Source organism: Anaerobacillus alkalilacustris, assembly GCF_001866005.1.
Taxonomy (GTDB): domain Bacteria; phylum Bacillota; class Bacilli; order Bacillales; family Anaerobacillaceae; genus Anaerobacillus; species Anaerobacillus alkalilacustris.
On sequence record NZ_MLQR01000027.1, the window covers coordinates 108,836 to 135,580 of the forward strand.

21 protein-coding genes and 1 riboswitch are annotated in these 26,745 nt (G+C 35.3%); of the genes, 2 read left to right on the plus strand and 19 right to left on the minus strand.

What is annotated here, in order from left to right:
- Window positions 1-99: 99 nt before the first annotated feature.
- A riboswitch (cobalamin riboswitch) is annotated at window positions 100-293 on the minus strand.
- An 83-nt stretch (window positions 294-376) separates the two neighbouring features.
- On the minus strand, window positions 377-1,315 hold the full coding sequence (locus tag BKP37_RS10020; RefSeq protein WP_169823128.1) for a sugar ABC transporter substrate-binding protein: 939 nt from the start codon (window positions 1,313-1,315) through the stop codon (window positions 377-379).
- Between the two features lie 291 nt (window positions 1,316-1,606).
- A complete protein-coding gene (locus BKP37_RS10025; protein WP_245712497.1) occupies window positions 1,607-2,509 on the minus strand; it encodes an AraC family transcriptional regulator in 903 nt (300 codons plus the stop codon).
- A 178-nt stretch (window positions 2,510-2,687) separates the two neighbouring features.
- Here BKP37_RS10025 and melA point away from each other — a divergent pair, with 178 nt between their 5' ends.
- The gene (gene melA / locus BKP37_RS10030) at window positions 2,688-4,013 is read left to right on the plus strand and encodes an alpha-glucosidase/alpha-galactosidase (protein ID WP_071309470.1); all 1,326 of its coding nucleotides are present in this window, start codon (window positions 2,688-2,690) and stop codon (window positions 4,011-4,013) included.
- 420 nt (window positions 4,014-4,433) lie between these two features.
- Here melA and BKP37_RS10035 read toward each other — a convergent pair whose 3' ends face one another.
- From BKP37_RS10035 to BKP37_RS20505, 14 genes are all read right to left on the minus strand, one after another.
- Window positions 4,434-4,994 (minus strand): CBO0543 family protein, encoded by a 561-nt coding sequence (locus BKP37_RS10035; protein WP_071309471.1) that lies wholly within the window; start codon window positions 4,992-4,994, stop codon window positions 4,434-4,436.
- Between the two features lie 315 nt (window positions 4,995-5,309).
- A complete protein-coding gene (locus BKP37_RS10045; protein ID WP_071309473.1) occupies window positions 5,310-5,597 on the minus strand; it encodes a DUF3231 family protein in 288 nt (95 codons plus the stop codon).
- Between the two features lie 860 nt (window positions 5,598-6,457).
- Window positions 6,458-7,144, minus strand: a complete 687-nt coding sequence (locus BKP37_RS10050) for a DNA alkylation repair protein (RefSeq protein ID WP_245712498.1) — start codon at window positions 7,142-7,144, stop codon at window positions 6,458-6,460.
- Between the two features lie 322 nt (window positions 7,145-7,466).
- Window positions 7,467-8,936, minus strand: a complete 1,470-nt coding sequence (gtfA, locus tag BKP37_RS10055; protein WP_071309474.1) for a sucrose phosphorylase — start codon at window positions 8,934-8,936, stop codon at window positions 7,467-7,469.
- A 13-nt stretch (window positions 8,937-8,949) separates the two neighbouring features.
- Window positions 8,950-9,906 (minus strand): carbohydrate kinase family protein, encoded by a 957-nt coding sequence (locus BKP37_RS10060; RefSeq protein WP_071309475.1) that lies wholly within the window; start codon window positions 9,904-9,906, stop codon window positions 8,950-8,952.
- Between the two features lie 382 nt (window positions 9,907-10,288).
- Window positions 10,289-11,956, minus strand: a complete 1,668-nt coding sequence (locus BKP37_RS10065) for a glycoside hydrolase family 13 protein (RefSeq protein ID WP_071309476.1) — start codon at window positions 11,954-11,956, stop codon at window positions 10,289-10,291.
- 24 nt (window positions 11,957-11,980) lie between these two features.
- Window positions 11,981-12,661: a YesL family protein gene (locus tag BKP37_RS10070; protein WP_071309477.1), complete on the minus strand. Its 681-nt coding sequence runs from the start codon at window positions 12,659-12,661 to the stop codon at window positions 11,981-11,983.
- Between the two features lie 22 nt (window positions 12,662-12,683).
- Window positions 12,684-13,502 carry a carbohydrate ABC transporter permease gene (locus tag BKP37_RS10075; RefSeq protein ID WP_071309478.1) on the minus strand — a complete coding sequence of 273 codons (819 nt, stop codon included), beginning with the start codon at window positions 13,500-13,502 and terminating at the stop codon, window positions 12,684-12,686.
- Window positions 13,502-14,362: a carbohydrate ABC transporter permease gene (locus tag BKP37_RS10080; RefSeq protein ID WP_071309479.1), complete on the minus strand. Its 861-nt coding sequence runs from the start codon at window positions 14,360-14,362 to the stop codon at window positions 13,502-13,504. The genes BKP37_RS10075 and BKP37_RS10080 overlap by 1 nt, the downstream gene beginning before the upstream one ends.
- Window positions 14,363-14,466: 104 nt before the next feature.
- A complete protein-coding gene (locus BKP37_RS10085) occupies window positions 14,467-15,768 on the minus strand; it encodes an ABC transporter substrate-binding protein (RefSeq protein WP_071309480.1) in 1,302 nt (433 codons plus the stop codon).
- Between the two features lie 1,369 nt (window positions 15,769-17,137).
- A complete protein-coding gene (locus tag BKP37_RS10090) occupies window positions 17,138-18,094 on the minus strand; it encodes an aldolase catalytic domain-containing protein (RefSeq protein WP_071309481.1) in 957 nt (318 codons plus the stop codon).
- 631 nt (window positions 18,095-18,725) lie between these two features.
- Entirely contained in the window at window positions 18,726-19,094 is a 369-nt protein-coding gene (gene uraH / locus BKP37_RS10095; RefSeq protein WP_245712499.1) for a hydroxyisourate hydrolase, read from the minus strand.
- Between the two features lie 7 nt (window positions 19,095-19,101).
- Window positions 19,102-19,434 (minus strand): 2-oxo-4-hydroxy-4-carboxy-5-ureidoimidazoline decarboxylase, encoded by a 333-nt coding sequence (gene uraD, locus BKP37_RS20500; protein WP_342707785.1) that lies wholly within the window; start codon window positions 19,432-19,434, stop codon window positions 19,102-19,104.
- Window positions 19,398-19,616, minus strand: coding sequence for a 2-oxo-4-hydroxy-4-carboxy-5-ureidoimidazoline decarboxylase (locus tag BKP37_RS20505; protein ID WP_245712500.1), 219 nt, complete (start codon window positions 19,614-19,616; stop codon window positions 19,398-19,400). The genes uraD and BKP37_RS20505 overlap by 37 nt, the downstream gene beginning before the upstream one ends.
- A 470-nt stretch (window positions 19,617-20,086) precedes the next feature.
- On the opposite strand from BKP37_RS20505, the gene BKP37_RS10105 reads away from it, so the two are divergent.
- A complete protein-coding gene (locus BKP37_RS10105) occupies window positions 20,087-21,514 on the plus strand; it encodes a flavin-containing monooxygenase (RefSeq protein WP_071309482.1) in 1,428 nt (475 codons plus the stop codon).
- A 270-nt stretch (window positions 21,515-21,784) separates the two neighbouring features.
- On the opposite strand, the gene BKP37_RS10115 is transcribed toward BKP37_RS10105, so the two are convergent.
- The 3 genes from BKP37_RS10115 to BKP37_RS10125 all read right to left on the minus strand — a co-directional run bounded on the left by BKP37_RS10115 (window position 21,785) and on the right by BKP37_RS10125 (window position 26,553).
- Window positions 21,785-22,900 carry an RNA-guided endonuclease InsQ/TnpB family protein gene (locus BKP37_RS10115; protein ID WP_071309484.1) on the minus strand — a complete coding sequence of 372 codons (1,116 nt, stop codon included), beginning with the start codon at window positions 22,898-22,900 and terminating at the stop codon, window positions 21,785-21,787.
- 544 nt (window positions 22,901-23,444) lie between these two features.
- A complete protein-coding gene (locus BKP37_RS10120; protein ID WP_071309485.1) occupies window positions 23,445-24,866 on the minus strand; it encodes a PTS transporter subunit EIIC in 1,422 nt (473 codons plus the stop codon).
- On the minus strand, window positions 24,859-26,553 hold the full coding sequence (locus BKP37_RS10125) for a glycoside hydrolase family 13 protein (protein WP_071309486.1): 1,695 nt from the start codon (window positions 26,551-26,553) through the stop codon (window positions 24,859-24,861). The genes BKP37_RS10120 and BKP37_RS10125 overlap by 8 nt, the downstream gene beginning before the upstream one ends.
- Window positions 26,554-26,745: the final 192 nt, after the last annotated feature.

Below are 26,745 nucleotides of genomic sequence, written 5' to 3' on the forward strand. Positions count from 1 at the left end.
ATATGTAGGCTATATCTAAATTAAAGATAGCACGACAGAGTAGTAATCTAGATTTATAGATTCCTATTATGTACTTTAAACATCCTTTTCCTCGAAGGAGCTTAAAAAACAGACTAGGCAGGTCTCCTGACTTACGCTTCAACAGTTAGCTACTCCTTCCCATGAATAAACACAGTGGAGATATGTTAGCTTCCCTCAACGATTACAGTGGCGGGACCGTGTTGGACTTTCACCAACTTCCCTTTTCATCTTACATTTTAAAAATGTAAGAAACCTAATTGTTTCATATTCGTTTTTTTGTTCTGAGAGTTATTATAAAGTAGTTATTAGTAGTTGTAAAGAATGCAGCTTCAATGTTTGCTAGATATTACCCTAACTACCTTAACAACCTTTTCTGAAATGCCAATCTTTCCTTTGCATTCCCTTTTATAATAATGTCTACACCACTATCAATAGTTCTTTCAATCGCTTCTCCCTCAAGTATATGCAATGCCGTTTCTACACTTTTATAGCCCATATCAAAAGGATTCTGCGCTACTGTTCCAGGTAATATTCCCTCTTCAATTAATTCAATCATTTCATTAATCCCGTCTGCCCCAATAATCGGTATATTAACCCCTTTTTTATTAATGGCTTGAAAAGCGTTTAATGCTATACCATCATCTGTAGCAATGATCCCTTTTACTTCAGGATGCTCATTTATTATCCTGACAACTGCACTCTTTACCTTTGAAGGTTCATTAGATAAATCAGTCACTTCAGCTACAACTTCAATCCCAACAGCTTCTAAACTTAGTTTTGCCCCTTTAATTCGATTAGAAGAAACCGAATTATTATGGTCTACTCCTATAATTGCCACTGCATTTCCTGGCTGTAATTGCGATCCCAATAAAGCCCCAGCCAATTTCCCTAAAGTAAAGTTATCTGTGCCAACATAAGTAGTTTTACCCTCCCATGGGATATCCGTATCCAACAAGATAACAGGAATATCCTTTTCTACAAATCTTTCTAAATATGGAATAATAGAATCTTGATGAATTGGAGAGATTATTACTATATCAGGGCTTTCTTTTAATACCTTCTCTAATAATCGAAGCTCTCCTTCAGCAGATACTCCACTAGGGTGTCCCACCACTTTTCCATCAATGCCGAACTCACCGAAACCCCTTTTTGCTCCTGCTTCAACAAGTTGCCAATATGCCGGAGCTAAATCCTTTAAAATAAGAGTTACTTCTAGTCTTTCGTCTATTGAAGCCTTCCAACCAAATCCTACTAAGCTACCAATTGTAATAAATAATATGACCAAAGTTTTCACCATTCATACTCCCACGATTTAGTATAATATTCGTTCATAATGAAATCTTCATTTACTTCGCTTAACTTACTTTATTAATTTAATTAATGAAGTTAACCTAAACAAATTTTATATGTTTTTTTTCTAAAAAACAACATACAATTAATGAATATTTCAAATAAAACTGAACTCCAATCACTGTGGGGGTTCTTCATCCCCCACCTGAACTTTTCGATTTTCTTACGTGTGGGTCTCACTGCCCCTTAAGAGTGGGATAAAAATAGTTTTTTTGATCAAACATATCTAAAGGCACTACTCTATAATTAAATGATCAATCTCAACAACATCCTTGCTATCACGAAACGTTCCAGCAGATACACCAACCGCTTTCCGAAAAACTTTATTAAAATAGTTTGAATTCGAAAAACCTACCTGAACAGCAACCTCTGTAACAGGTGAATTTGTTACACGAAGTAATTCTGCTGCTTTTTGAATACGAATTTTTGTAAGATATTGCATTGGCGTTAAATTAAGTTGATGTTGAAATTGTTTAATAAAATAATACCTAGAGAAACCTGATACAGTTGCTATGTCATCTAGCGCAATTGGTTCGTGATAATGCGTTTGAATAAAGGATATAGCTTTTGTAATCTCCTGTGAGAAACCTTTCGTTACTTTTTCTATATTTTTTATAAAGCGATAACACTCCATAATAAACTCATAGGCTTTTGAAGATGCGCAATATGCGTCTGTAATCTTCTGGTCCATCGTATCTTGATAAATTTTCAATAAAAGTTGAATTAACTTAGAATCCGGTGGTACTTTCAGTATAGGTCCACTCTGTTCCATCATATACCGCCAGCAAGCGGCTACTTCTTTTCCCACTAACGTAATAAATATAAATTCCCAACCTTTACTATCACTAGGAAAGTAATAACGGTGGTCACTCGGAATTTCAACAATAAACGCTTCCCCTGCCTCTAATGAATGAGTTGTACCATCTATGTCCAGTCTTCCTACCCCTGCCAAAGTATATTGAAAAACATATGTACCAACATCTTTCCGCTGTAAACCATGCCAATCATAACATTCATCTGGCTTTTTCACATCTCTACCAATCACCCACATATTCGCTACATTGCTTGGTAGCGAATCTTGAAAACGAAAACCGTATGTTCCGTAATTCCCATCCTCCCACTCACAAACTAAAGACAATATTTTACCCTCCAATCACACTAACTTACCATTGATGTAAATCTATAATCGTTTTATGATTATTTTAACAACAAAATATAAAAAAATAAATATCAGCTAACAATCAATATTTAGAGCAATTTTTTAACTTATCAGAAACACTAAAGCCATTTTTCATAATAAAATCAGGAGGTACGTTATGTCAAAAATTACATTTATCGGAGCAGGAAGTACAGTTTTCGCAAAAAATGTTTTAGGTGATTGCATGTTTGTTCCAGCATTAGCTGGGTTTGAGTTTGCTCTTTTCGATATTGATGAGCAGCGTTTAAAAGAGTCTGAAAGTATGTTAAGAAATTTAAAAGAAAGCTTACAAGCAACTGTAATAGTGAAAGCCTATACTGATCGAAAAGAAGCTTTAAGAGGAGCAAAATACATTATTAACGCTATTCAAGTTGGCGGCTATGAACCGAGTACCGTCATAGATTTTGACATCCCTAAAAAATACGGTCTTCGCCAAACCATTGCCGATACAATCGGGATTGGTGGCATTTTCCGATCACTTCGCACAATTCCAGTTATGTGGGATTTCGCGAAAGATATCGAAGAAGTTTGTCCAGATGCTCTGTTTTTAAACTATACAAATCCAATGGCGACATTAACAGGAGCAATGTTACGTTACACAAATGTTAATACAGTCGGATTATGTCACAGCGTGCAAGTTTGTACGGAGCACTTATTCGAATCTTTAGGTATGGATCATGACGGAATTGAAGAAAAAATTGCAGGTATTAACCATATGGCTTGGCTTCTTGAAGTCAAACGTAACGGTAAAGATTTATACCCAGAAATTAAACGCCGTGCAAGAGAAAAACAACAAACAAAACACGATGACATGGTTCGCTTCGAGTTAATGGATAAATTCGGCTATTATGTAACAGAGTCCTCTGAGCATAATGCTGAGTATCATCCATATTTCATTAAGGGAAATTATCCAGAACTAATCGAAAAATTTAATATCCCTCTTGATGAATACCCACGTCGTTGTGTAGAACAAATTGAACGTTGGGAAAAAATGCGCGATGATATCGTCAACAATTCACAACTCACGCATACTCGTTCTCATGAATATGGTTCTCGTATTATTGAAGCAATCGAGACAAATGTTCCATTTAAATTTGGAGGGAATGTTTTAAATACAGGACGATTAATTAGTAATCTTCCACAAAAAGCAGTTGTTGAAGTACCATGCGTGGCTGATCGAAGCGGCATTACCCCATGTTACGTGGGAGATCTCCCAGAGCAGTTAGCAGCACTAAATCGAACAAATATTAATACACAACTATTAACGATCGAAGCAGCCGTTACGAAAAATAGAGAGCATCTCTACCAAGCAGCAATGCTAGATCCTCATACTGCAGCTGAATTATCTATGGACGACATCATTGCAATGTGTGATGAGTTAATTGAAGCTCATGGTGACTGGATCCCTAAATTCGAGTCTAGCAAAATAGTTTCTCTAACATAAGAAAAGTGCAAGGCGCCCGACTATCGGCGACAAACACTGGAAGGTCGGCAAGTAGCGGTCTGCTCTTTGACCGCAATCTATGTGCTTCTGCGTCTGACAGCTTTGCTTCGAAGTAGGCTTCCTCGAAGCAAAGCTGCATGAAGCTATTCAGAGACGTTATTCAAGTAGTTATTGAAGTCCGTTGCTTGACTGAAGTGATCGAGCCGATGGCGCCTGGAGCTAGACAGTTTTCAAGTTAGAAATTTATAAATTCTGATTATAAAATAAAAATACAAAGAGCTAAAACCACATTTCGGTTTTAGCTCTTTGTATATCATCATAATTTCCATCTCCGGTTTTATATCTTCAAAAAGAAGAGCCTCTTTTAGTGGCAAGTGGCAATCCCTAAAAATACACTTTTTGCTCTAAATAACAAGTCAGTTATTGTGACGATGAATAACTTTCTAAACACTTCACCTTTATTAATAGCCATTTTAAAAATACCCCAATCAAAATATAAATAGGGAATGAATAAATATATTTCCAATTATTTAATTCGTAAATTTTTAACCATACGGTAAAGGGTTCAAAAACAAATGCGAAAACGGAAGCTGCTATTATCATAGCTGCTAAGAATGATTTCCACGTAGGAAAATATTGATAAATAGTCATATACAATACCGGCAGATGACCAACGTCTATTGCAAAAATCGGTGGTATTAAAGGTGTTAACATGTTCGGATATCCCCATAAAAGAAACGAAACTCCTATAACATCTAATAAAATCGCAATTATAGTGACAAATAATCCATATAGTAAAATCTCCATAATTTTAGATTTATCTACGATTACCCACCATATAACCCAAAATAAAATCATTGTAATAAGTAAAAACCACCAAGAAAATGAAAAAAAGTTTTCATTCAACCAGTATTGAACGTTTGTTTCTTTTAATATTTCTCGTAAATTTACGATTTCTTCCCAAGTTGGTTGATTACTCATAAAAAAACACACTCCTTACGGAATATAACGTGTTATTATTGTGCCTACCCGATAACATTATATGTAAAGATTTTTTGTATAATTTTACAGTTGATTTTAAAGTAGCTTCAAAGAAATCAACAATGTCTGACCGAGCAACTTTTGTTAATGATCGCCCATAATAATCAACGCACATTTGACACGTGCGATATACAAAGCTAAGTGCAAGTGAACTCGTTTCAGCAAGCTGAAACATCGAAAAATCAGGTGAAGAGTCTACTCCACCTGATTGGAAAATCCCACCTACGCTACGCTTAGAGGTGGGGGTCTTTTATCCTAAAAAAATTCAAATAAATCTGTAAGGAGAGGTGGAGCATTCATGTACACATCTTTGTCAGAGAAACCATCAGGAATTGGAAACTCCTCCTTAACAAAGAGTTCTTTTGTTTCCTTCAAACATTGTTTCGATGTAGTTAAAGCTTCTTCAACAATCGGTTTAATTTCGTTGCCTTGCATATGTTGTAAGAAATGTTCGTAAAAACAACCGAGAGCACTATTTTGAATATAAGTTGTCCACAATGCACCCATCTCAGGAGTAATGAGATTAATCTTATGTGTCTTCATTTTAACCTCCTAGATTTATTGAATTTCATAAAGATGAACTTCAATCAGTGGGGGTTTTCCTTCATCCCCCACTGATGATTAGTTATTCTATATCGGACCTTTAGGGGCAGTTAATCCCCTACCTAAACTTTTTGATTTTCTTAAGTTTTGAGGTGGGGGTCTTACTGCCCCTTGAGAGTGGGATAAATCTAATCTTTATTCTCGTCACTTAAGGTACTATATAGTTACGTTTGCCTGCGTATCTATATATAGTTTATATGACTTAATTTCGGTAGTGTAATTTCATTTTAATTTCCCCACTAAATTTATATCTATACAACCTCAAAATTAAGAAGACCTTTATGACTGAAAAAGCGCAAGTGTCTTTGCACTAATACTGGGTCTGCGCTAATCCGTTTGGATACGCAAAGCTGCATAAAGTAACTCATATTTAAGTCATTGCAGCTTAGATTGACTTAGTTGATGGAGATTTTAGGCACTTAAGCTAGACACCTTTCTAATTACAAAAAGTATGCTCTCATTGAAAAAAACTGTCTCCTCTAATAAGTAGAGAAAAACAGTTTTCCGACCACACACCTCAAATATGAAGCATATGGAGTCTAAGGAGATACGAATAACTAATTAAGTAAAAAGACACCAGCCCTAAAAAGCGAATTAAAAGAGAATTTAACGACTTTAGAACCTTTAGGAAACTTATCATTATATCGCCTCCTGATATTTATTTTGACCAATAAATCGTGATCTATTATGACACTGTCTTCGTTTAAAGGGTTTAAACTTTAGCCGAATGAAACTTAAAAAGTCTACCTCTGAAGTAAAAATATAATGAACAGTTCAAAATGAACTAGTAGTGGTTTTTATTATAAATATTTTTGCCCTTCTCTCCTACTTAAGTTTGATAAAGGGTGACTATTAATAAAAGCAGCAACTTCTTCCTTATTTGTTTTCGAATATTCTCTGAGGGCCCAGCCAATTCCTTTTTGAATAAAGAATCCATCATCATGTGCATTCTTTTCAATAATTTGAAACAATAGTTCCTTATCCGTTTTTTCTTTGTACTTCAACTGAAAAAGTATAGCTGTTCTCCGTAACCACATGTTCTCCGATACAGCCCACCTTACTCCATAATCAGTAATTAGATTTGGATACTTAGTAAAATGATATCCGACACATTTACTTGCTAGAATATCAACTGTATCCCACCAAGATTTCGTTTTGATAAGATACTCCAAAAACTGAATATCTTCTTCCACTAATACCTTTATATTTTTTTCTAAATAATCTAATGCAAAATACTGATATTCCCTCTCCGATAAGTCCCAAAGCTTCTTCACAAATTCAACCATCTGTTCCCTAGGAAATTTCTTAGCTTCCTTCATTAACGGTCGCATAATTTCCCTTCTTTCCGGCGCTTTAATACCTAAAAATTCAAATTTATTTTTCATATACCTTTTCATCAGAATAGCATTCTGATCATTTCTACTTTCTTCAAATAGTCGGATTACAGAAGCTAGAGCATTATCAACATTACCAGAATTCAAGTCCACAAATACACTCCCTTTTCCACTTTAAAACATTCGAGTTATTTCATTTACACTAATTAGAATACCATCTAATCCAAGCTATAACTTAAGTGAATTTCATCATTCCCAAACAGAACCGAATAAATTCATATCTAGTTACAAACGATTCAGCGTAACTGATATAGCATCTTAGTGACAAGGTGAAGACCCTGAATTTGGTGCAGCAGAAACTTAAAACTATATGGATAAATAGTAATCGTAAATAAAGTATCCTAAAAAATTCAATTAAAAAAAACGAGAGCACAAGTCTCTCGTTTTTTGATTAAATCACTATTGTTTTCAATAATTAAACAATATATTGAACTTCTTTACCATTTTCATCAATATAGTCAATGACTGTTTTGTTCGTATTAAGATCAATAAACAATGTGCAGTACTTATCATCTTTTTCCCAAGAAAGTCGTACTTCATCCTTAGCAGAATTTAAAACTGTAAATTCTCCATTAAATGCATCATATTCATTTCTAAATCTAATAAGCTCTAATAGCCTCTGCACTGTTTCTTTTTCTAATGATTGTTCGATTTCTTCAAGGGTATAGTTGTGACGGTTGATTTCACGTCCATCACCAGTTTCTTTAATATTTTCTTCGTCATTTTCCCCTGCTAGCAGACCTACATAATAAACTTGAGGTACTCCAGGCGCAAAAAATTGAATTGCTCTCGCTGCTAAGTATGCATCGTCATTACAATTAAGAACAGAGTAATACGTACATCTGATTTGATGAACATCAAACCCATCCTCAGCCTTATGCTCATCTGATAAAATCAGACTAAGATTTGAACCTCTTTCTAAACATACATCGACTAATTTTCTTGCCTCTTTTGTATCGATAAGATCATCAAGATCTGGTTTAACAGGAATACCGTCATGACAATCTAGCATTGTAAACTGCTTTTCAGGTCGATCTTTAAGATATTCACATAGATCAGTGCTCGACTTATTTACTAGTGTATCAAGGATTCTGTACGGTAAAATAAAATCATAAATCCAACAACCATGATCTGCCAACTTGTATTGGATTGAATAATGAGAATGTACTTCAGGAAGCAATTCAATATCTAACGAATCAGCTAACTCCTTAATCCAATCAAGAAATTCATAAATTTCTGGCTCAACGAAGAAGCAGCTTGTTCCAAGCTTTTTAATTACATACCCAACTGCATCTAGTCTGACAATTTTTACATTTTGTTCTTGGAAATTTGTAAAGAAGTCGACAAACAACTGTTTTACTTTTTCTGATTTTATATCAAAATCAATTTGCTCCGACGGATCCGTCTTACCAAATGTTGTCCATACTTTCTCTTCCTCACCAGTTTCTTCTATAGTAAAAGTTGAATATGGTAACGGTCTACGTAAGAACATTTTATCAATGTCTTCTTTCACTGGGTTTCCATCTTCCCAAACTTTATCTAAAGTTAGAAATAAATCAGCATATTCTGATTTACGTCCTTTTTTTAGAAAATCTTGGAAATAAGAAGATTGTTTTGAAATATGGTTAACCATTAAGTCAACTAACACATCAAAGTTTTCGCCTATCTCTCTTACATCTTCCCAAGTACCAAATTTAGGCTCAATTTCTAAATAAGTCAATGGAGCAAAACCTCTGTCTCCTGAAGATGGGAATGGTGGTAAAATATGCACACCACCTTTAAAAATGTCCGAAAAGTGATTTAAAAGCACTTGATTTAGTGTCTTTAAATCTCCTCCCATTGAATCTGGATAAGTGATAAGTTGTACTTGATTTTTTACTGCCATCTTCAATTACCTCCTATATTCCGTAGATTTCTTTAATTTCTTCTAACTTTGGTAAATCGACAACTGCACCTGTATATTTCAACTTATAAGCACTAACTGCAAAACCAAAATTTAACGCTTCTCTAATCGTGTATCCTTTTACTACTGCAGTATAAAAACCTGACCAAAATGCGTCACCTGCTCCTGTCGTATCTACTACTTCTGTTGCTAACGTGTTTAATTTAATTGTTTCTACTCCATTAGAAACAATAGCACCATCTTTACCTAAGGTCATAATGACAAGTTTCGCCCCAAGTTTTAAAAACTTCTCTATATGATTTTCATTAGTATCTTTTCCAAATAATCTTTCTGCATCATCCTCAGAAGGCTTTACAATATCAACTTTGCTAATGACTGATTTAACATATTCAATACCGTCTTCTCCCTTTTGCCAGATCATCGGATGATAATTTGGATCAAAACAGATTAACGTATTATTCTCTTTTGCTGTTTCAATAACTTTTTCAATCGTGGTACGAACTGGCATTCTAGATATAGGCCAACAAGAAAAATGAACGATCTTAGAGTTCATTAGTGCCTCTTCAAGTTGCGGAGTATATTCTAAATGATAGTCTGCCTCACGATAAAATATCGGGATAGGAGTATTCTTACTTTTTGAAACGACTACCATACTTGTTGCATATGGAACTTGTTGAACACATCTCGTATCCATACTAGCGTTATGCAATTGCTTAATTAAAAATTTTCCTAACCCATCTTCTCCTACTGCAGAAGCAACAAGAGAATGAATTCCTAATTTCTTTACATTCATAGCAATATTTGATGGGGATCCTCCAAAAAACTTATGAAACGTATCGCAATCAAAATCATCATCATAATCTGCAGAAATCATATCAATTAGAAGCTCTCCCACAGTTAAAATATCGTTGCTTTTATTTTGAAATTCTATTTTTTGATCAAAATTAAGCATCTTCATCCCCCATATTATTATTCTTCTTCACGCATTACAATTTCTAACACAACCCAATATCTATTATTCAAACAATAATAATCTATAAAACTCGCACATTTTTAAATCATTTCCACTTATTGAAAGTGCTTACGTATGTAATGTTACTACGGATCACCCACTATGTCAAACGTTACCACAAAATTTACTTAAATTTTTAGAAAACATCATGAATAAATAGCTATAAAACTTTAATTTTTCACGTTAATTACCATATGGTAACGTTAACCTTTATAAACACAAACAAAATAAGAAAACCCTCAGGGTATGAATCTCACGCTCCCGAGGGTTATTAATATATTATTAGCCCTTACTCTCCATACCCGAAATCAACAAGCTAAACTTAATCTAGTTCATATACCATACATTCATATGGACGTACCATTACCTCTCCATCCAACATCGGTGTATCCTCATAGTTTCCAATAACAATCTGTTTTGCTTTTTCATTCAAATCTAAATGTACGTCTTCATTTGAAAAATTAGTGATCACGAGAAGTTTTTGATCATTTAGTTGACGTAAATAGACAAAAACCTCTAAGTGATCTTTAAACAATTCCTCATAGTCTCCAGACATCAGCACGTCAACATAGGTCGGATTTTTGCGGAGCTTAATTAGATCTTGATAATAGTAAAACAGTGAATCTTTGTTTTCTAAAGCCTTTTTCACATTAATCTCTTTGTAATTTGGATTTACCTGCAACCAAGGGCTAACCTCTGAAAATCCTGCATTTTCTTTATCACTCCACTGCATCGGAGTTCTAGCATTATCACGGCTTCTTCTGTAAACAAATGACATCGCTTTTTCTTTTGAATATCCCGCTTCAAGAGCTGCATTATATTGATCAATTGTTGAAATATCATCATATGATTCGATGGTTGAATACTCGATATTTGTCATCCCTATTTCTTGGCCTTGATAAATATACGGCATACCTTTCAGGAAAAAGTACGACGTAGCAAGCAATTTCGCAGATCTTTCGTTTATATCCTCTTTCGGAATAGAACGATTTAACGAACGCGGTTGATCATGGTTCTCTAAATACAATGCAGTAGTATAATTCCCCTTAATCGCTTCCTGATTTTTTGATATTGCTTTTTTAAAATCAACAAGGCTCCACTTTTTATTTGTGTACCATTTTCCATCCTCAGCCAAGTCTAAATCAACGTGATCAAATCGAATAAGCATGTCAAAGTAACCGTCATCACCACTATATTCTGCTAATTGATCTAACTCAACACCCGGAGCCTCCGCTACGGTAAAAATATCATAATGTGCAAATGTTTTTTCCTTAAGTTCCGCTAAAAATTCTCCGACACCAGGTTGATTCGGTTTAACTACCCTTAATCCATCAATCCCATCTGAAACTTCTTCTATAAATTTCTCTGGTTTTTTAATAAATGTAATGGCATCTACACGAAAACCACCAATTCCTTTATCCAACCACCAACGAACCATACGGTAAATCTCTTCTCGAAGGTGGGGGTTTTCCCAGTTTAAATCTGGTTGTTTTTTAGAAAAGGAATGAAAATAGTATTGCCCAGTCCCCTCATCAAACTCCCAGCAAGAACCACCAAAAATCGAGCGGAGATTATTCGGAGAAGACCCACCCTCATTTCCATCACGCCAAATATACCAATCACGCTTAGGGTTCTCTCGACTGCTCTTAGATTCAATAAACCAACGATGTTCATCAGAAGAATGATTGATGACTAAATCCATAATAATTTTCATCCCACGATTATCGGCTTCCTCAATAAGACGATCCATCTCTTCCATCGTCCCAAATTCCTTTGAAATATTTTCATAATCAGAGATGTCATATCCGTTATCATCCATTGGCGACTCATAAACAGGACTTAACCAGATGACATCAATTCCTAACTCTTTTAAATAGTCTAATTTCTCAATAATTCCATTTAAATCCCCAATACCACCTTGATTCGTATCATTAAAACTTTTTGGATATACCTGATAAACAACTGAGTTATTCCACCATTTTTTATTCATACTTATAAACTCCTCCTAAATCTCTCATGACTTTTTTATCGAAAACAACGAATACATTTTTAGAAATAACGAGGTTGCTATGAAGGAAATAAACGAGAAACTAAAAAACAAAAGTAAAAAACGCAAATAATTTATACTCACAAATAAAATCATGGCTGTAACAATAATAAGGAACAAACTAATCTGCGGTTTTACAACTGAGAAAAGAAGCGCCTTTTTCATCACATCTAACACTCGTATGTTGAAGTGAGCCATCACAGAAAATGCATGAATCGAAACTACAAATAAAAGTAACCCTAAACCAATAAAAAAATACATAATAACAGGTATAGTATTCTGAAAATAATAGATATCTCCTATCGTAACGATCCACGCGATTGTTAGAACAACTCCGATTTTTACACTTGTTTTGTAATTTTCTTTATAATATTTCCAATAATTTTTTATAATATTGTCTTGATCCTGTCCTATTACCCAATCTCGACTTACTGCAAATAACGCTGTAGTTGCAGGAAACACCAATAATGGAAAACATAACGAAAGATACACGATAATTGGTAAGCTGAAAGAATACGAGTCAACTAGCACCACGTTCACAACAACAATCCCAAAAGGAAAAGTGAAGATCAACCATAATACATTCGCTACCGCAAACCTTGCGATCCACTCACTCACGTTATAGAAACCACTCATCATTTTTTCCATCGTTATGTCACCACCTAAACTATTACTTTACCGCCCCGTCTGAAACACCTTTGATAATCTGTTTTTGAGCAACAAAGTAAAAAATAATGACAGGTATGATTGCAATCGTCAAACCTGCTAAAGCTAAATGCCATTGACGTGTATATTGACCGAAAAACATAAACATTCGAAGAGGAATAGTCGCTTCAGCATCACTTAAAATAAGTGACGGCAATAAGAAGTCATTCCAAATCCAAATAACATTTAATATACCCACCGTTACAGAAATCGGCTTTAGTAACGGGAAAATAATGTGCCAAAACGTTTGAAATTTTGACGCTCCGTCAATTGTTGCTGCTTCATCGATTGTTTTAGAGATTGCTGTCATTGCCCCATGATAAAGAAAAATCGCTAAACTCGAACCGAATCCAAGATACATAAAAATCAACCCAACACGATTGAGCATATCAAATTGTCCAAATAATGAAATAAGCGGAATCATCACTGCTTGGAAAGGAATTAACATCGCAGCCACAAACACCATTAAGATGACGCCACTTAATTTACTCTTATTTCTAGCCAATGCGTAACCACCCATTGATGAAAAGAAAATAATAATCGCAATACTTACAACCGTAATGAATAGCGAGTTAAAAAACGAACTTACAAATTGTAAATCGATAAATGCTTGAACGAAATTTTCAAATGCAAATTCAGAAGGTAAACCAAGCACATCTGAAAAAATTTCACGTTTAGTTTTAAATGCGTTGACGACCATTAAGTAAAATGGAGAAATCCATAGTAAACCTAATAATATTGCAAATACCTGAAGCCAAATTAATTGTCCTTTTTTCTTCTCCATTATAAGTCCACCTCTCGTTTCTTATTGTAGTAGACTTGAGTAATAGCAATTGCTGCTACAAAAACAAAAAATATAATTGCTTTTGCCTGACCGTAAGCCATTTGATTACTAGTAAATGCCGTATGCACAATATTCATCGCTATCATCTCTGTAGAATTATAAGGCCCACCGTTCGTTAATGATAAGTTTTGATCATATATTTTAAATGACGTTGAAAGAGTTAAGAACATACTAATCGTAAAAGCTGGCGCCACAAGCGGGAACGTAACATTTAAGAAACGTTGATATGAATTAGCACCATCCACCTCAGCTGCTTCTATTAATTCTGTTGGTATATTTTGTAGATAAGCAATGTAAATAATCATGATATACCCACCCATTTGCCAACATGTCAAAATCACAAGGCCCCAAAAACCAGTCGTCGGTGTCGATAACCAGCCTGTTAATCCAGATATACCTAGGGAATGACCTAGATCTGAGAAAACACTAATGAAAATAAACTGCCATATAAACCCTAATATTAATCCACCAATTAAATTTGGCATAAAGAAGACTGTACGAAGTAAGTTACTCGATTTAAATTTCCTAGTTACTAATAAGGCTAATCCTAAACCAATTATATTTAATAAAACCACAGTTACGATTGAAAAACGCACAGTAAACCAAATTGAGTTAATAAAACGATTATCTTGAAATAAACGAACATAATGATCAAATCCAATAAACTGATTATAAGAAAGCCCATTCCAATCAGTGAATGAATAATACAATCCAAATAACAATGGAATAATGACTACAAAGCTTAAACTCAATATGACAGGTGTTAAAAACAACCAGAATGAAACATCACGATTCCTCACTTTTGTGTACCTCCTCAATAAATAATCTGAATAATCAGACTGAAGTTAATGTGAACAGCTAACAAAACACATTTTGTTAGCTGTTTAACTAGAAAACCAAAATGCTATCTTCTCATGTTCTCCCACTCATTCACAGAATCTTCCACAACCTCTTCCCACGAACTTTGTCCACCGATATACTTTTGTATGTTTGCACCTAAAACGTCACCCCATGGATTTGGATAGCCCATAAATACCCAGCCTACAGTATTACCTTTAGAAGAATATTCATATATTTCTCTCGATAACGGATCAGCAATTTTAGACTCATCAAAGCCTTCATACGCCGGGATGAAATTCAATTCTGTCAAGACCGTTTCTTTCCCAACTTCTGATGTATATAACCAGTCTAAGAAATCTTTAGAAGCTTGTACGACTTCATCATCTTTGTTCTTGTTCACAACCCAATAGTTTGGTACACCAACAGGTAAATGCCCTTCATAACCTTCCATAGGAATAGGAAGAATACCAATTCCATTCTCTGCAAATTCAGGGTCCATTTGATACACCGACGGGAAAATCCAGTTTCCTTGTTGAATCATCGCTACTCTTTCTAGCGAAAAATATCGCTCTACTTGTTGGGAGTAATCGACACTTAATGATGGTTGGACAGCATAATCATTTTGAAGGTCAACCATTTTTTGTAATTCTTCACTTTTCTCAAACGTTAAAGTATTGCTTTCAAAAGCTTTTGTTACATCATGATCAAATTCAGGAGCAATAAATACATTGGATAAATGATTTCCCGTAACCCATAGTTCACTACCAGCTAAAGCAAAAACAGCATCAATGTCTAATTCCTCTTTTTGCTCGTCAATCGTTTGTACAGCTGTTTTTAAATCTTCATATGTGAGGATTTCATCAGGTTTAACCCCTGCTTCTTCAAAAACACGTTTATTATAAATAAGTCCGTATCCTTCTAAATTAAACGGAAGGCCATAAACACCATTTTCATCTGATATACCTTCTAATGTTCCTTCTAAAGCTAAAGAAGCTGCTTGTGTATCAGAAACATCTGCTAGATATTGTTTGTAATCGACAAGTTCCGAAGGACCTGCAAGACTAAAAATCTCTGGTTCATCACCTGAAGAAAACTTAGACCGTAATGATGTAAAATAGTCAGTCCCACCACCTACTGCCGCGAAATTAATTTTGACATTCGGATTTTCTTCTTCATACTGTTTTGCTAATTCCATAAATTGATCTCTAAACTCTACCTTTCCTTGAAATATATTGATGGTGATTTGTTCTCTGGCATCTACATTCGCATTTTCTGTATTTTCATTTTTGGGATTATTGCCACACCCTACTAACAAAACACTTAATATTAACGCACTAAACCAAAATAATAGTTTTTGTTTACTCATAACAACAGTCTCCTTTTTTAATGTATTTTGAGTATTTAAGTAACTAACTGACCCTTCATGGTACCGGTTTCAAACCATCAGATACTAACCCCTCCTCTAAAAGCTAATAAAGTAGTAAAAAATCAAAATTTTCAACACACCAAACCGACTGGTATCGTTACCACATTTATTTAAAAAAATAACAATACCATAATGTCCTAAAGTTTAATACACCAACGTTGATCGACTTATTCATATTATAAAGGAATATGGTAACGGTTTCAATAGTTTATTCAAAATTTTTTTAGCTCACGACACACATAATCAGTTTCACTTGTACGAATTTTACATACGAAAAACTTAATTTAAACTTTTGTCTACGTCAAATATTTACTCTATTAGCACTAAGAAAAGCGCAAGCACCTTGGTCACGAGCAGCTGCTCCTGTGCCACTCCGTTTGCTCAAGAGCAAAGCTGCTTCGTAGTAATCCAAGTAGTAGCCTCACTAGGGCGACCTTTGACTGAAGCCGCTCTTTGGCTTCTTACGTTTACGTGCTTCTGCGTCTTCAAGTACTGCTTCGTAGTAAGCTTCCTCGAAGCAGTGTTTTGTGCGACGAGTAACCGCAGGAGCAATTGTTTTCCGTGCGACGAGTAACCGCAGGAGCAAAGCTGCATGAAGTTAACCAACGAAGGATTTCAAGAGGTAATTGAAGTCAGTTGCTTGATTGAAGTGAACGAATTCGTAGGAGCTGAAGTTAGACAGTTTCCAAACAAGAAATTTTATACTTTTTAACATATAAAAAAGGTACCTCAAGTGATTGTAACGGGTTCCGTTTGCTATCGCAAAACCATAAATGGCAAAAGAAAGTGCAGCTAAAAACGTATAACTAATTGCACCGCATTTGCGGTGCTTTTTTGTATCGTAATATAAAAAAAAATAGATCAATCATCAATTCGATTGAACATTCCATATTTTTGGGGCTGTTTTCGTATACCTTGTTGTAGGTACTTTTCCTCTTTTTCCCGCAGGAGTCAAGTGCTGCCTTCCGCTCCATTCCACTATAGTCCTGGAAATCCAATCACAACAACACTTGTGAAAACAGCCTAGTTTGAATATCTGATTGAATTATCGCCGCATTAGTCAGTGCAATCCTTCAGCAACTTTATGAAGGACACTTAGCACTCGTTTCAGCCTAGTTTTGGCCTTCAGCAGCTCTGGCTAGTGTCTATGGACAATTTTTGTATAAAATAATTAGCAAATCCTTTTATATCAACAAAAATTGACCGTCAAATTAGCATAAAATTTGACGGTCAATTAATAATACATTTTTAATGTTTGCGATAGGTAACGGAACCCGTTAAAGTGATTGGGTACCTTTTTCAATTTCAGCTATTTTGATGCAGGACTTATAGAAGCTTCTGGTGATGTTACCTTGTCATAGAAATTAACGAATTGATCCCGTTCGTCACTAGCACGGTAAGCCATTGCAACTCGCGGATGTTCATTTAGTGTACCTGAAACCATGTAGGGAATGATATAACCCCACTCCCATTTCTGACGCATCTCTAACATGTGCTTTTCAATAACACCAAGTACTGGTTTAAGCTCATAGCTAGATTTTTTTATATGGCTAACGAGAAGCTCTGTATTACAGTTACCTGCTGCACGTCCCATTCCATAAACGGAAGAATCTACAAACGTAACTCCATTGCGTAGAGCAGTTAATGTGTTGGCGAATGCTAACTGCATATTATTATGTGTATGAATTCCGAGCTGTTTATTAGGTAGCATTGCTTTGAACTTTTTCACTTGGTGTTCAATATCTGCCGGATCTAAACTTCCAAAAGAATCAACGATATAAACAACATCTACAGGGCTTTCTTTTACCAATTCAAACGCTTCAATAATTTGGTGTTCAGGTACACTTGATAAAGCCATAATGTTAAGTGATGTTTCATATCCCATATCATGAAACATTTGTACAAGCTCTAAACCTTTATCTACTTCACGGATGTAGCATGCTACTCGGATCATATCTAACACACTTTGTTCACGAGGCAAAACATCATTTGGATCTACACGTCCAATATCTACAAGAGCAGATAACTTCGTGAACTTTTTCTCAGGGATAATTTCTTTAAGGAAATTATCGTCAAGGAATCTCCATGGATTAGGCTCAGTCGCATTAAGTAATTTAGCCGAATTTTTGTAGCCGATCTCCATATATTCCACACCAGCAGCACTAAGGCCATTATATAAATCTTGGACAAATTCTACGCTAAAATCCCAATTATTAATTAAACCCCCATCACGAATGGTACAATCTAAAATCTTGCAATTTTTCATGGTAAGACACCCTCCAACAATTCTTTTATTAGTTTATATCAAATCCTAAAACTTTAACACTTTTATGCTTTTATGCTTTTATGCATTAAATTAAAATACGTTATAATGTTTGTACCATGATTTATGGGTAACTGTCAATCTATTTTCCGAAAATTCCACTAATTAATTGTAAAATTATGTTTGCTAAACAATTAATTTTAAAGGAGGCCATCAGCACCTTTTAATGTACCTTACACCAAGAATTTCACCTAGTCAACACCATGGAACCTTTCACTCACAAAGAATTGTTTTTACGTGTTTTTTCACTTTCTAGTCATCAAAATAAATGAACATGTAAACTCATTTCTTATATTTGTGAGTTCCATAATTTCAGAAAATATAAAAAGGAAAACAGATATAGAAGGAATATTGTATCTCCTCCTGTACTGTTTCCCCTTTTCGTCAAACTACTTATTGATTCGTATTATTAAATGGTTCCATTTACCCAAAATATCTCCAGCTGGTCCATAGGAACTTAGATTTTTGTCGCTCCTGCATAAACCATACATATTATTATAGACTAATTCTCCGCCATTGTTCAAACGTTACGATATCTTTCATAGAAGTTAACATGTTAGCCTCTTCTTTTTTTCTAGCTTCCGCGATACGTACTGTAGCCACCTGGAGCAATAAGCAACGGAACATGGTAATGCCCTTTAGCCGCAACTCCAAAACGGATAGGGACCGTACCTAAAAACAATAGCTCTTCTTGATTCCTTCCATTGTTTTTAAAATAGTTACCTACATGAAATACCAACTCATATGTTCCGATTTTCATATTTTCAGTTTCTAATAACGGCTTATCAACTCTTCCATTCTCATTCGTTGTAAATGTACCAATTAATGTTCGGGTATTTGTAGAATATAATTGCCATAGCTCTATTAAAATATTAGCTGCTGGTTTGCCGCAACTTACATCAAGAACATGTGTAGTTAAGCTTATTTTAGTCTCCTTTTTCAAATTTTTTTCAGTTTACATCGTATGTTGAAATCAAGTCATCCAAACGAAATTTGGCAATTTTATAAACATGTATAAGTGCCGCTTCGATTTCTTCCTCATAGGAAAAATTTATCCTTTCCTTCATACAGGCCTTAATTGTTTCTTTATCTTTCCCTTTAACAGCCATAATAAAAGGAAACCCAAACTTTTCAATATACTTCTTATTTAATGAAGAAAACTCTATATACTCTTCTTCTGATAATCCACTTAGCCCAGCATTTATTTGTTCTTTATTAGAATCTTTCGTTAATTGAATTCTTGTTCCTAGCCTAGATCTGGATGCGCGTTTAGAAGTGCCAATTTCTTTTCATGACTGGCTTCAGTAACTCCCACTACCATTTTTCCAAACATATCTTCTAAATGAACGAAAGGACGTAAATTGATTAGATTTTCTGCAACCCATGGAGAATGTTCAAAGACCGAACCTATTATCCGCATGAATTCAACCTGACTCATATTATTTACTTCTCGAATCGAAAACATATCGTTTCTCCTTTCGTGTTAAAGAAAATGTTAACTTAATTTGATTTTATTAGAGCTAATCAGTTTTTATTTTCTTCCTTACTTTTATTTTGTACTATATAATTCATTTCTTCGTAAAATCGGATAGAAAATATAACACATAAGTTATGTAAAATATGAAAATTGTGTACATTTAAAACACCTATACAGATTCGAATTGAAAAATCCTAGGAAAAATTCCGGTTAAGAATCTCTGAGATTGTCATTCACTGTAAGGAAATTAGGAAGGGAAAAATTTCATTTCCACTAAATGTTTTTCAATCTTATTATTGAATTTCATTACTCTCGTTATATCAAGTTACACTGAACCGTTCGAAACTAGGTATAGAAAGGTATATGTGGGTCGGTTTTGGTCATTAAGTAATTCACTCCATTGAAAATGAATTTTATCCAACGTTACGAAATGGACAAAGTTGAAAGGGATGAATGAAATGAACATAGAAACCTTAAAGCAGCAAGTAAAAAGAGATCTTTCCTACCTTGCCTACGGAGGTAAAGACTGGCTTCAGCCATTCACACGCGATGAAGGGCATGTTTATGATGTTGTGATTATTGGTGGGGGACAAAGTGGGTTGGCTACAGCCTTTGGGCTTTTACGCGAGAGAATTTCAAACATCATCGTAGTCGATGAGAACCCTGAAGGATTTGAAGGTCCCTGGGAGACTTATGCACGGATGGAAACATTACGTACACCAAAACAATTAACTTCCATTGATTTTGGTATTCCTTCATTAACTTACCGCTCATGGTGGAAAGCTCAATTTGGACCAAAAGGTTGGGATTCAATCGATAAAATCCCACGTAGCGACTGGATGAACTATTTGCGTTGGTACAGAAAAGTACTAAACTTACCGGTAATGAATGAGGTGAAAGTAGAACTACTCGAACCAACAGGAGAGGATATTCACCGGCTTCATATTTCAGGAAACAAAGCCCCAACAACCACCCTACTTACCCGTAAAGTAATCTTGGCTACTGGTATTCAAGGCGGTGGTGAATGGCATGTGCCAGCTTTTATTTCTAAAAAATTACCACGATTTCTCTATGCTCACACTTCAGAAGATATTGATTTTGTAGCACTCAAGAACAAGAAGGTTGCCATTTTAGGTGGGGGAGCGTCTGCCTTTGAAAATGCAAATTTCGCACTAACTAAAGGCGTTTCTGAGGCTCACATATTTGTCCGCCGTAAAGAATTACCACGGGTCAATCCAATACGCCAGCTCGAAGGTTCCGGTATTATCGAACGCTATCACACTCTTACAGATGCAGAAAAATATGCTACGATCGCTCATTTCTTCCATTACAACCAACCGCCAACAAATGATACTTTTCAGCGCTCCTCTTCTTGGCCGGGATTCCATTTACACTTAGGTGCTCCATGGCTGAATGTTGAAGCTACAAATGAAGGTGCATTGGTAACTACTCCACAAGGACATTTCACCTTCGATTTCTTAATCATCAGTACCGGTCTATTGACTGATCCAGCATTACGACCAGAGTTAAGCCTTATTGAAAAACATATCACTAGGTGGCGCGATCGCTATAAGGCACCAAAAGAAATAGCCAACCCTTTAGTTGACACTCACCCTTACCTTAGTCCTGGCTTTGCCTTTACAAGTCGTGATAATGTCGGTGAAAAATTATTACATGGTATTTTTAATTTTAATTATTCTGCTTTAGTTAGTTGTGGGATTTCAGCATCTGCACTTTCCGGTTTAAAGTATGGTTTACCTCGACTCATATCAGCGGTAGCCGATCAGCTTTTCTTAGACGATCGAAACGAAATATTAAGAAACTACTTCGATTATAAGGAACCAGAGTTTATAGGCGAATGGCCAAAATCAAAACTTAAACTTTAGCTTATGCAGATTATCAATCTCTCACTTGGGTTCAATAGTTAATCTGGATTTAATTTTTAGAGGAAAAGCCCCTCTTGTCAACGACCCACCACTTAACGACCTTGCGGTCTGTTTGAAGTGGGGGCTTGCGTCTGTCAGAGTTTTACATTGCTTCTTATCCTCGCAGAGAACAACTACGCTTATTCCTCCCCAGTAGTGCGAACGAGCCATGCTCTCCTACCTTAGCGTGGTGGAACATAAGGACGGTTGACTTCGCCCCTACCGCAAGAGTTATACTCCTGTGGTAACTACACCAATATGTTCAATTCCCTTACGGTGTAGATTCATTGCACCAATACGATCATCATTTGATTGATATTGGCAATTTTTACATTTGAATGTGTGTAGTTTTTTATTGCGATTTGCTTTTTCAACGTGTCCACATTTAGGGCAAGTTTGAGAAGTGTATTTTGGGGCTACTACAATTACCTTCTGTCCATTCAATTCAGCTTTATACTCAAGCATTTGACGGAACTGATAGAAAGCCCAAGACACCGAAACATAGCGATTTTTCAATCGTACTTTTTCTGTTGCAGAACGAACACCTGTTAAGTCTTCTAAAACAAACATCGTACCTCTAGGGTGTTTATCAACGAGTGCCTTTGTAATTTGATGGTTTACATCAGTTACATAACGGTTTTCTCTTGAACCGATTTGTTTTAGTTTCTTACGAGCAGATGGCTTTTGTCGCATTTGTAACTGTTTGCGAGTAGCTTTAAATGCACCACGCTTATGCTTAACAACATTTCCGTTGTAGAAAGTAGTTTTACCTTGACTATCATAAGTAGTCGCAAGAAAGTTAATGCCTAAATCAACACCAACGATATTGTTTACATTTGCAAAATCTAGCGCTTGATACTCTTTTGTCATGGGGATGTGTAAGAACCACTTCTTGTACTTATGCACTAATTTAGCAGTACCGAATTTCCAAGTGCCATTGAAGTATTTCTTCATAGCCTTTCGCTCATAATTTAGCTTTAAACGAGCATCAAGTGTATTCACGCTAAATTGATTTTGGGTTAGTGAGTAATCACGATTCCACACAAGGTCATATTCTGGAAGTTTAAATTCGATCAAAGACCATTCATGTCCATTCGATTTAGCCGACTTGTAGCAAGCTATTACAGTTTTCATCACAGATTGAGCCATTTGACTTTTTAGATCAAATAGATTGCGTAGTTGTTTATAGTACAAATCGTTAAGTTTTACTTGATTTAGATTTTTCGTTTCGAATATGTGTTTCGATAACCAGTTACAAGCCTTACGATAAGCATTAGTTGTTATTTTTAGACTTTCAGTTTGATTGTCAGAAACATAGATTTGTATTTTTGCAGTAATTGTAGACATTATCTTCACCACCTTTCACTAACTAAATTATACCAAAACTTTAGTGAAAGTTAAATAACTGAAATAGAGAAAGGAGTAACAAGGTGGAAGTTTCAGATACTTAATATGGTACAAAATCTTACGATTTTAACGTACCATACCGTATCTGACGGCAATTTCTCCCCCACTTATCGTTGGGCTATGCCCTTCACACGATTGAAGTGGGGGTATCCTTGCCGATTTTAGATGAATGGAATAGTTTTTATAGATGAGGACGCATGTGAATGAATTAATGGGTTTAAATATAAAATTACGTAGTGAACTCGTTTAAGCAAGCTGAAACATCGGAAAATCCCACCTTCGCTACGCTTAGAGGTGGGGGTCTTTTACCCTAAAAAAAATTCAGATAAAAAAGGAAACGCAAAGAACTAGTAATGTTCTTTGCGTTTTTTCTATCCTAATAGAGTAAGTGATGGCTATTTATGTTATCCTTCCAACTACTTTTCTTCTTCAATGAGAACATTGAAACAAATCCATCATTACACACTTAATTGTTTACTTTCTGTTATTGATCCTCTACCATGACTTCTTTAGGAACAGCAAAGAAATAGGTAATGATTAAGGCAGCAACAAATATAATGACGGACACCACTAGATAAGCAAAGAGTTGACTCCAATCATAAATATACATTAATGGAGAAAGAACTACAGCTAATCCATATGAATTCGCTTGAACATTTAATAAAGAGAGAATAGCTCCACCAACAGCCGAACAAGAAATCATAACATAAAGCGGTTTCATACTATACCTCATAACAACACCAAACAAGGCCGGTTCACTAACACCAAGTAATTGGGTAGCAGTTGCACTCGCTCCTGTAACCTTTACCGTACTCTTTTTCGCTTTTATTGTTATTCCCAAACAAGTACCAGCATTGGCGAATCCGTACATTGCACATAGCGTAATAAGTGGATTAAACCCAGTATTTGCTAGCAACGTTGTTTCAATCATGATAAATAAATGATGCATCCCCGTCATAACTGCTAATGGATAGATAAAACCAATTAACAGTCCGCCAATACCAAGAGGGAAATCAATTAATTGAGTTACAACCGTAACCAATCCCATTTCCACAAAATGTAACAAAGGTCCTAAAATAAGTAATCCAGTAATCATCATAGTTAATAAAACAAAGAATGGCGTAAAGATTAAATCTAATGCATTTGGCATAACCGCACGCAACTTCTTCTCTAGTCTCGCTCCAAGGATACCAACAATAAGAGCCGTTAATACACTTCCTTGATAGCCAACAACCGGGATAAAACCGAAAGCCATAATCGGATCTACTCCACTATTAATATCTGCGACTGCATACGCATTAGGTAAGGCAGGAGAAACAAGCATTAACCCAAGTACAAAACCAATAATCGGCATACCGCCAAAATTTCTAAAAGCAGACCAACATATTAAGGCTGGTAAGAAAGCAAAAGCCGTGTCTGTCAAAACTGAGATAAGTGTCTGAAGATAATCAGGAATATCGTTATTACTCATGCCCATTAACCCTAAGAACGCATCACTGAACAAAACACCTTTCAAACCAAGGAATAGACCTGTCGCAGCAATAATCGGGATAATCGGAATAAAGATATCCGCTAACGTTCGTACCGCTTTTCTAATTCCTTTTTCCTTATTAGAGGAGGAAGAATCCTTTTTCACAGGATCATCCTCTTGATCAGGTTGTCCTCCTCTTAAAGCTGTGTAAACCTTATTAACTATACCAGCACCTAAAATGACTTGATACTGGCCAGCATTATAAAATACACCTTTAACTTCATCAATTTTTTCAATTGCCTCATCATCAATCTTTTCGCGATCTTTAACAGAGAACCGCAACCTTGTCGCACAATGAACATACGATTCAATATTATCTTCACCAATGACTTGAACAATTTCTTTTCCTATACGTTCGTATTTATTCTCACTCATGATAACTCGCTCCTTTCTTTTTAAGAATTAATGCTTGATAAGGTTTTAATAAACACTCCTTATCTAATATTGTTTCTTTTTCTTCATTGTAATTGTTTAATAAAACATCATAATGATTATGATCTAATTCAACTTTTTGACCCTCGGCTGAAAAATTGAAATAGCAAACGACTTCATCGTCATTCAACCTTCTTTTATAAGCAATAACCGTTGGATGGTCCTCTAAAATTGGCTCAATCTCTCCATAAATTAAGCATTCACTTGCTTGTCTAACTTGAATAATTTTTTTATAAAAATTTAAGATAGAATTCGGATCCTGCTCTTGTTGTTCCACATTGATCGTATCGTAATTTTCATTCATCCCCAACCAAGGTTTCACTTCAGAAAAACCACCATATTCCTTATCATTCCAATGAAATGGCGTTCTTGAATTATCACGACTTCGTAAGTTGATAAAATGAAGTGCTTCTTCTGCACTATAACCTTCATCCATAGATCGATAGTATTGATCAATACTCGAAATATCATCAAACTCATCTATACTTTTACGTTCAAAGTTCGTCATGCCAATTTCCTGCCCTTGGTAAATAAAAGGTGTCCCTCTAAGATAAAAAAACATTGCTCCAAGCATTGTTGCAGAATAAAAGTTTCGCTTCTCTTCTTCTTTTATATATTTACTTATTGACCGGTTCTGATCATGATTTTCTAAAAAGTTCGCTCCCCAGCCTGCTTTTTGAATTTCTTTTTGACTAGTAAAGATTAATTTCTTTAAATCTAATACATTCCAGTCAATTCGCTTAAACCACTCACTTCCAGAAGCCACATCAAGATCAGCATATCTAAAATCAAAGATCATTGAAAAATAGCCATTGTCCCCAATGTAATCGCCGTATTGTTCATAAGGTACTCCAGGCGCTTCACCAATCGTCACACAATCATATTTCGAAAATGTTTCATCTTTAAGTTCATGTAGGAATTTTTCAATCCCCGGTTGATTACGAGCTTTCTTTGTACATTTTACAAGTCCATCGACTCCATCTGCTGGGAGATTTTCATAGCTTTGATCTTTCTTAATAAACGTTATTGCATCTACTCGAAATCCAGCAATTCCTTTATCCAACCAGTAATTCACCATTTTATATAACTCTTCTCGGACTTCTCTGTTTTCCCAATTTAAATCAGGTTGTTTAATATCAAAAGAGTGGAAATAGTACTCATCTGTATTTTTCAGAGGTTCCCAAACGCTACCACCGAAAACAGAGCGCCAATTTGTAGGTGGTTCGCCATTGTTACCAGATTTCAAAATATAGTACTCTCTATACTTGCTAGTCTTAGGATTTTTCAATAAATCTTGGAACCATGGGTGTTCATCTGATGTATGGTTTATCACTAGATCAAGGACAATCTTAATCCCTTTTTCTTTTGCTCGAGCGATTAATTCGTCGAGATCTTTCATATCTCCAAACTCAGGGTTTAATTGATAATAATCTGAGATATCGTATCCATTATCAGCCATTGGAGATTGATAAATAGGACAAATCCACACCATCGTAATTCCTAAAGACTGTAAATAATCGAGCTTTTCTGTAATTCCCCTTATATCTCCTACCCCATCATTGTTCGAGTCATAAAAACTTTTCGGGTAAATTTGATAAATCACTTCTTTTTGCCACCAGTTCTTCTCCATGCTATTCCCTCCATTAGTTAATAAACTATATTTAAGATCATTTCATAAATAATATCTCCTGTGTTACTTTATGGTATCGTTCCCATAATTGTTTAAAAAAAAGTAAAAAGATACGTTCATTTACCAGTAAAGAAAAGAAACGTTTTTTCCTTGAATACCATACAAAACAATCATCAACAATAACGTGGTATC